7 protein-coding genes are annotated in these 6,835 nt (G+C 72.1%); 3 read left to right on the forward strand and 4 right to left on the reverse strand.

The window, feature by feature from the left end; all coding sequences use genetic code 11:
- The first annotated feature begins 15 nt into the window (after positions 1-15).
- Both JYK02_RS04725 and JYK02_RS04730 read left to right on the forward strand, forming a co-directional pair.
- Positions 16-378: a nuclear transport factor 2 family protein gene (locus tag JYK02_RS04725; RefSeq protein WP_120548854.1), complete on the forward strand. Its 363-nt coding sequence runs from the start codon at positions 16-18 to the stop codon at positions 376-378.
- A gap of 9 nt (positions 379-387) precedes the next feature.
- Entirely contained in the window at positions 388-732 is a 345-nt protein-coding gene (locus JYK02_RS04730; protein ID WP_207048636.1) for a hypothetical protein, read from the forward strand.
- A gap of 10 nt (positions 733-742) precedes the next feature.
- Here the strand turns inward: JYK02_RS04730 and sthA are convergent, their stop codons facing one another.
- The 4 genes from sthA to JYK02_RS04750 all read right to left on the reverse strand — a co-directional run bounded on the left by sthA (position 743) and on the right by JYK02_RS04750 (position 4,097).
- The gene (gene sthA, locus JYK02_RS04735; protein WP_207048637.1) at positions 743-2,146 is read right to left on the reverse strand and encodes a Si-specific NAD(P)(+) transhydrogenase; all 1,404 of its coding nucleotides are present in this window, start codon (positions 2,144-2,146) and stop codon (positions 743-745) included.
- A gap of 44 nt (positions 2,147-2,190) precedes the next feature.
- Positions 2,191-2,985 (reverse strand): pseudouridine synthase, encoded by a 795-nt coding sequence (locus tag JYK02_RS04740; RefSeq protein ID WP_207048638.1) that lies wholly within the window; start codon positions 2,983-2,985, stop codon positions 2,191-2,193.
- A 44-nt stretch (positions 2,986-3,029) separates the two neighbouring features.
- Complete coding sequence (locus tag JYK02_RS04745) at positions 3,030-3,257, reverse strand: hypothetical protein (RefSeq protein WP_431603467.1); 228 nt, start codon at positions 3,255-3,257, stop codon at positions 3,030-3,032.
- Positions 3,258-3,377: 120 nt separating this feature from the next.
- Positions 3,378-4,097, reverse strand: coding sequence for an RNA methyltransferase (locus JYK02_RS04750; RefSeq protein WP_207048639.1), 720 nt, complete (start codon positions 4,095-4,097; stop codon positions 3,378-3,380).
- Positions 4,098-4,500: 403 nt separating this feature from the next.
- Here JYK02_RS04750 and JYK02_RS04755 point away from each other — a divergent pair.
- On the forward strand, positions 4,501-6,835 hold a 2,335-nt coding region (locus JYK02_RS04755), incomplete at its 3' end, for an Ig-like domain-containing protein (RefSeq protein ID WP_242588322.1).

Here is a 6,835-nt window from a genome sequence, read left to right on the forward strand (position 1 = left end):
TGAGGTCTCATAACAATGAGCGCGAGCGAAAACTTCTCCCTGGCCCGAGCCTGGCTCAAGGCCTTCAACGCCCACGACGTCACCGCCCTGGTTTCGCTCTACGCGGAGGATGCAACACACACCTCGCCCAAGATTCGCGTCCTGCACCCGGAGACGGGCGGGCGCCTGGTGGGCCGGCCGGCCCTGGAGCGGTGGTGGAGGGACGCCATCGCCCGGCTGCCGGGCCTGCGCTACGAGGAGACGGCGCTCACGGCGGACGGGGACCGGGTGTTCATGGAGTACCTGCGCCATGCGCCCAACGAGGCCCCCCTGCCGGTGGCGGAGGTGCTGGAGGTGAAGGGCGGGCGCATCGTCGCGTCGCGCGTCTACCACGGCTAAGGTGCCCCCATGGCGAACCCTCCCAACAGCTTCGACCGGGACTTCGGATACCTGCTGCCCTTCATGGACAAGGTGGCGGCGGCCGCCTCGGACCTGCCGGATGCGTCCGCCCGCGAGGAGCTGGTGCGGCTGATGGCGGAGGAGAAGGTCCGCTGGGAGCGCATCCGCTCGCTGCTCCAGGGCGCTCCGGGGCGGGGGGGGGCCTCCACGGGGGCCGCGCCCAGGCCGGCCGCCTCCAAGGCCGCGCCGCCCGCCGCGGCGCCTCCGCTGGCCCGGGTGTCCGGGGACGGGGTGAACCGGGTGGCCCGGCTGGAGTCGGGCCTCACCGTGGGCAGCCTCAAGGACTCGCGTTGAGCCCGGTGGATCAGGCGCTGCTGACGCGGACCTGATCCAGCGCGTCGTAGGTGGCGGCCTTGTAGGCCTCCGACAGTGTCGGGTAGTTGAAGCAGGTCTCCACGAAGAGCTGCGCGGTGGCGCCGGTGAGCAGCGCGGTGAGCCCCACGTGCACCAGCTCCGAGGCCTGCTCGCCCAGCACGTGCACGCCCAGCAGCTTCATGTCGTCGCGGTGGAAGAGCAGCTTCAGCATGCCCTGCCGCTCGCCGATGATCTGCCCGCGCGGGTTGGTGTCGAACGTGGCCCGGCCGACGACGTAGGGGATGCTGCGCGTGCGCAGGGACTCCTCCGTGTCGCCGGCCATGGACACCTCCGGGATGGTGTAGATGCCGTAGGGCAGGATGGGCGTGAGCGTGCGCTTGCCCGGGCCGAACGCGTGCTCCACCGCGATGCGGGCCTGCTCCATGGAGGTGGAGGCCAGCGCCGGGAAGCCGATGACGTCCCCCACCGCGTAGATGTGCGGCACGGCCGTCTGGTACGCGAGCCCCACCTCGATCTGCCCGCGCTTGCCCTGCTTGATGCCCAGCGCCTCGATGCCCAGGCCCGCGGTGTTGGAGGTGCGGCCGGAGGCGACCAGCACCTGATCCGCCTCCAGCACCTCGCCCGTGGACAGCTTCAGGCGGATGGGCTCCTCGTGCGACTCCGGGACGTGCGCGGACTCCACCGTCTGGCCCAGGCGCAGCCGCACGCCCAGCGTCTCCATGCAGTCGCGCAAGAGCTGGCCAATTTCCGCGTCCAGGAAGGACAGCAGGTCGTTCTTCACCTCCACCAGCGTCACCGGGATGCCGAGCGCGGCGAACATGCACGCGTACTCGCAGCCGATGACGCCGCCGCCCACCACCACCAGCGTGCGGGGCAGGGTGGTGATGTCGAGGATCTCATCCGAGTCGTGCACGCGCGGGTCCCCGAAGGGGTACAGCGGCGGCCGGTAGGGCGTGGAGCCGGTGGCGATGAGGACGGTGCCGGCGCTGAGCCTCGCGACCTCCGCGCCGTCGCGCTTCACCGCGACGGTGTGCGCGTCCACGAAGGCGCCGGAGCCCTGGAACACCGTCACGCCGTGGCGCTGGAGGTTCTTGTGGATGCGCTCGCGCTCCATCTGCTTCACGCGGCGCTCGCGGAAGAGAAAGTCGGAGACGGTGGCCTCGTGGCGCAGCGTCGCGTCCACGCTGTAGAGGCCACGCGCCTTGAAGCCGGACAGGTGCAGCGCCGTCTCGCGCAGCGTCTTGGAGGGAAGGGTGCCGGTGTTGGCCGCGGTGCCTCCGAGCACCGGCTCCCGCTCCACCACCGCCACGCGCTTGCCCGCGAGCGAGGCCTGTACCGCGCCCCATTCCCCCGCGGGGCCAGAGCCGATGACCACCAGGTCGAAGTCCGCCATGGACCCCACCCTAACCCCACCCCGGCGGACAGGGCAGCGGGAAGTCAGTCCCGGCCGGAGTAGTGCAGCTTCTCGCGGACCTCCTCGTCGGTGAGCAGCCGGAAGCCGCTCTCCGGCAGCCCCTCCAGGGTGATGTCGCCCACGGCCTCCCGGTGGAGCGCCCGGGCGGGCAGCCCCACGGCGCCCAGCATGCGCTTCACCTGGTGGTGGCGCCCTTCCGTGAGCGTCACCTCCACCGTGTGCTCGTCGCGCACGCGCACGACGGCGGGGCGCGCCGGGCCGTCATCCAGCGTCATCCCGTGGCGCAGCGGCTCCACCTTCGCGTCGTCCGCCACGCTGAACACCGTGGCCACGTAGCGCTTGGGCAGGTTCGTCTCCGGGGACGTGCAGTGGGCCACCAGCTTGTCGTCGTTGGTGAAGAGCAGCAGGCCCGTGGTGTCCACGTCCAGCCGGCCCACGGCGTGCCATGTGAAGCGGTTCAGCTCCAGGGGCAACTGGGGCAGCAGCACCTCGAACACGGTGCCCGTGCGGTGCTGGCGCGCGGTGGAGGTCAGCACGCCCGCGGGCTTGTGGAAGGCCAGCACGTGCGTGGGCACCTCCTTGCGCACCGGCAGCCCGTCCACCTTGATGACGGCGTCGGGTGGCACGGGCGTCAGCGGCGTCGTCGCAACGCGGCCGTTGACGCTCACGCGGCCCGCCTTGATGGCGGCCTCCGCTTCGTCCTGGGGCATGGCGCCCGCGCGGGCGAGCGCGCGGGAGAGCCAGTCCGGCTTCTCCTTGCCCTCCCAGCGGTTGGGGCGGGGCGGGGACTTGGGGGGCCGTTCGGGCTTGCGAGGCATGGGCGCGGCACCATAGCCGCGCTCGGGCGGCGGCGTGCTGGGAGTTAATGCCGGGACGGCTCGTCCGGATCCTCGCCCTCGGCGGAGCCCGGCGTCGGACCGGGCTCGTCGCCGTCCGCCATGCGGTGGGGCTCCTCCTCCAGTCCGCCGTCCTCCGCCGTCCCGGGCGTGCGGCCGGGTTCCTCGTAGCTGTCCTCGTGGGCCGGTGCCTGACGGCCAGGGCCGGGCTCGCTGCCTCCCACGATCATCGACTCATAGGGCATGTGGTTCACGCGGTGCTCCTTCCCGAAGGTTCCGCTGGTTCCGGCAAAGGTAGCGACGCGTGGGCATCCCGCCGCGCGCGGGAGGGGCGTTCCCCTGCCTGCTCAGGTGTCGTCCTCGGAAGGTCCGCCCTACTGGGGGAAGTGCTTGCGCACGGTGTGCAGCGCCGCCAGCCAGAGGCGGGCCTCGTTGCGCGTGAGGCGGGAGCGGCGCAGGGGCGCCACCAGGTCGCGCACCGCCGTGCGCCCGGGCTGCTCATCCACGAGGAAGCCCCCCGTGGTCAGCAGCGCCTCCAGCGTGGACTCCACGCGGGCCAGCTCCGCGTCCGTGGCGGCCAGGGGCAGGGGGCCTGGGGGCGGCGCGGTGTCCGCGAGGTGGGCCATGCGGACCTCGTAGGCGTAGAGCAGCACCGCCTGCGCCAGGTTGATGGAGGGCTGCTCCGGCGCGGTGGGCACCGCGGACAGGTCATGGCAGCGCTCCACCTCCGCGTTGGTGAGCCCGCTGCGCTCGTCGCCGAAGACGAGCGCCACCGGCCCCTGCTTCGCCCGCGCCACCAGCTCCTCGCCCACGGCCCGGGGCGACAGCCGGCGCTTGCCCTCCACCTTCCGGGAGCTGGTGCCCACCACCCAGACGCAGTCGGACACGGCCGCGTCCAGCGTGTCCGGCCGCTTCACCCCACCCAGCACGTCCTCCGCGTGCACGGCCAGCCGGTGGGCCGGGCCCAGGTCCTCGACCTCCGGCGTCACCCAGGCCCAGTCGGACAGGCCGCAGTTCTTCAGGGCGCGGGCGGCGGCGCCCAGGTTCTCCGCGTTGCGCGGGCGCATGAGGACGAATCGGACGGGCAGCACCATGGCCGCGCACCCTAAGCCGTCGGACACGCGGTCTGTCCACCTGGATGAGAAGGTGAGAACGGTGCGGCTCCCCCCGCCGGAGGCGCCAGGCCCGAACTGGTCCGACAGTCGGACCAGTTGGGACCGGACCGGCCCGGCAGGGGCGCACCTCCGTGTCCCGGCCAGGGACCCCAGTTGACCGCCGAGGCGTCTCACCGCCAGTCTTCACGTCGAAATCCCGCGTCCCGAGCGCGTCCGGAGGCCACCCGCGAGTGTGGCTGCCCGGACACCCTGTGGGCCCGCGGACGCGCACGGGGGAGCGCCGGCACGTGGTCGCCGGGCCGCACTTTCCGTGCGCCTCCGAGGCGTCCCATGCGCGGCACGCGGCATGAAATCGGTTCCGCCGCCACCCCCTGGAGGAAACATGTCCCCGCAGTCCGCAGTCCCGCCGAAGGCAGCGCGCGCCCCCCGTGCCCGCTGGCTGCTGCCGGCGTTGCTCGTGGGCGCGCTCGTCGCCGGCTGCAAGCAGGAGCCCGCGAAGACGCCGCCCGCCACCCCCGCGTCCGCCATGGCGCCTGATGCCGGCGCAACGTCCTCGTCCACGCCCGCGCCGGTGCAGGCCTCGAAGCTCACGCCCGTCATCCACGAGCTGGCCAGCGAGAACGCCCTGCCCACGGGTGTCGTCATCGAGTTCGCGCTGCCGGTGCGCCCGCGCTACGAGCAGATCGACGGCAGCGTCGTCACGCTGTCGCCGGAGGTCCCGGGCAGCCTGCGGTGGACGGGCCCCTCGTCGCTGCTCTTCACCCCCACCTCGGGCTTCGCGGCCGGCACGACGTACACCGTGTCCGTGGACGCGGTGAACACCGACGCGGGCGTCATCAAGCCGCCGAACGCGCGGGAGTGGCGCTACAACTTCACGACCTACGCCTTCAAGTTCGCCCAGCTCTACCCCACGCGCATCGACCTGCCGAAGGGCCGCGTGGAGGCGAACGTGGACTTCTCCGGCCCGGTGGACCTGGCCGCTGTGCGCTCCCGCGCCAGCTTCCGCGTGGGCGACACCGCCATCAGCGACGTGAAGTGGAGCACGCGCGCGGACGTGCGCAACTCCCTCTCCGTGGTGCTCACCCACCCGAAGCTCAAGCCCGGCGCGACGGTGCAGTTCTCCCTGCGTGAGGGCCTGACGGCCGCGGGGGGCGCCTCCACCGTGCAGGCGCCCGCGGCCACGTCCAGCTTCCCGCTGAATGGCGGCAAGCGCATGGACATCACCTTCGTGAACCTCCAGGAGGGGACCAACGGCTTCTTCTTCGAGGTGAGCTGCCGCGACGTGGAGTCGGACGCTCCGGCCAGCCCCACCGACGAGCAGTGGGACTCGTACTACTACGACGACGACAACAAGGGCTGCTCGCTCAACGAAGCGGTGGCGGCGGAGGCCATCCGCTTCAAGCCGAAGGTGAAGTTCACCGTGGCCCCTTCGCGGCGAGGCTTCCGCATCTTCGGTGACTTCAAGCGCGGCCCGCACACGCTCTCCATCGCGGAGGGCACGCTGTCCGTGGGCGGCGGCACGCTCATGGGCGCCTGGTCGCGCGGCTTCTCCGTGCCCGCGCGCCAGCCCCAGGTGCGCTTCAACGCCAACGGCCGCTACCTGCCGCGCAGCGCGTGGCGCAACCTGCCCCTGCAGCACCTCAACGTGGAGGAGGTGACGCTCACGGTGCGCAACGTGCCGCCGGAGAACCTCGTCTTCTGGATGGGCAGTGACTACTCGGAGACCGCGGACGAGCGCACGAGCAACGTGCTGGTGCGCAAGGCGGTGCCGCTCAAGTCGACGCCGGACTCGCTGCTCACCACGTACATCGACGTGGCGTCGCTGGTGCCCGCCAGCACGCGCGGCCTGGTGGAAATCACGGCCGAGCGCGGCGACTACAAGGCCGCCGCCCGCATCCTGCTCACGGATTTGAGCCTCGTGGCCAAGCGCGGCGGTCCCGCCGTGGGCTCCCAGGACTCCGGCGAGGTGTGGGTCTGGGCCCTGGGCCTGGAGAGCACGGAGCCCCTGTCCGGCGTGGAGGTGTCGCTGGTGAAGAAGAGCGGCCAGACCGTGGCCCGCTGCACCACGCAGGGCGAGGCGGGCTGCAACCTCAAGGTGCCCCCGCCCGGCGTGGACGAAAGCGCGCCGTTCGCGCTGGTGGCGCGCAAGGGCGACGAGCTGACGTACCTCAAGTACGAGGAGCTGAAGACGGAGATCGCCAACTCGGACGTGCAGGGCGAGCCGTACCGCGCCGAGCAGCCGTACCGCGCCTCCATCTGGTCCGACCGCGGCGTGTACCGCCCCGGTGACACCGCGCACGTGGCCGCGGTGCTGCGCGGCCAGGACAACCTGGCGCCGCCCGCGGGCATGCCGGTGGAGGTGCGCGTCATCGACCCGCGCGAGCGGGAAATCCGCAAGGTGACGCTGAAGACGAACGCGGCGGGGCTCGTGTCGTTCGACCAGGCCTTCGCGGCGTTCCAGGACACGGGCCACTACTGGGTGCGCCTCAAGGTGGCGGACCGCGACCTGGCCTCCTACGCGGTGAACGTGGAGGAGTTCGTCCCGGAGCGCATGAAGGTGACGGCCAGCACCACCGCGCCGGGCTACGTGCAGGGCAAGGAGATCCCCGTGGGCGTGGAGGCCGCGTACCTCTTCGGCGGCTCCGCGGAAGGCAGCCCGGTGGAGATGACGTGCCGCCTGGAGTCCGTGGCCTTCAAGCCCAAGCAGAACGCCCAGT

Source organism: Corallococcus macrosporus, assembly GCF_017302985.1.
Classification (GTDB): domain Bacteria; phylum Myxococcota; class Myxococcia; order Myxococcales; family Myxococcaceae; genus Corallococcus; species Corallococcus macrosporus_A.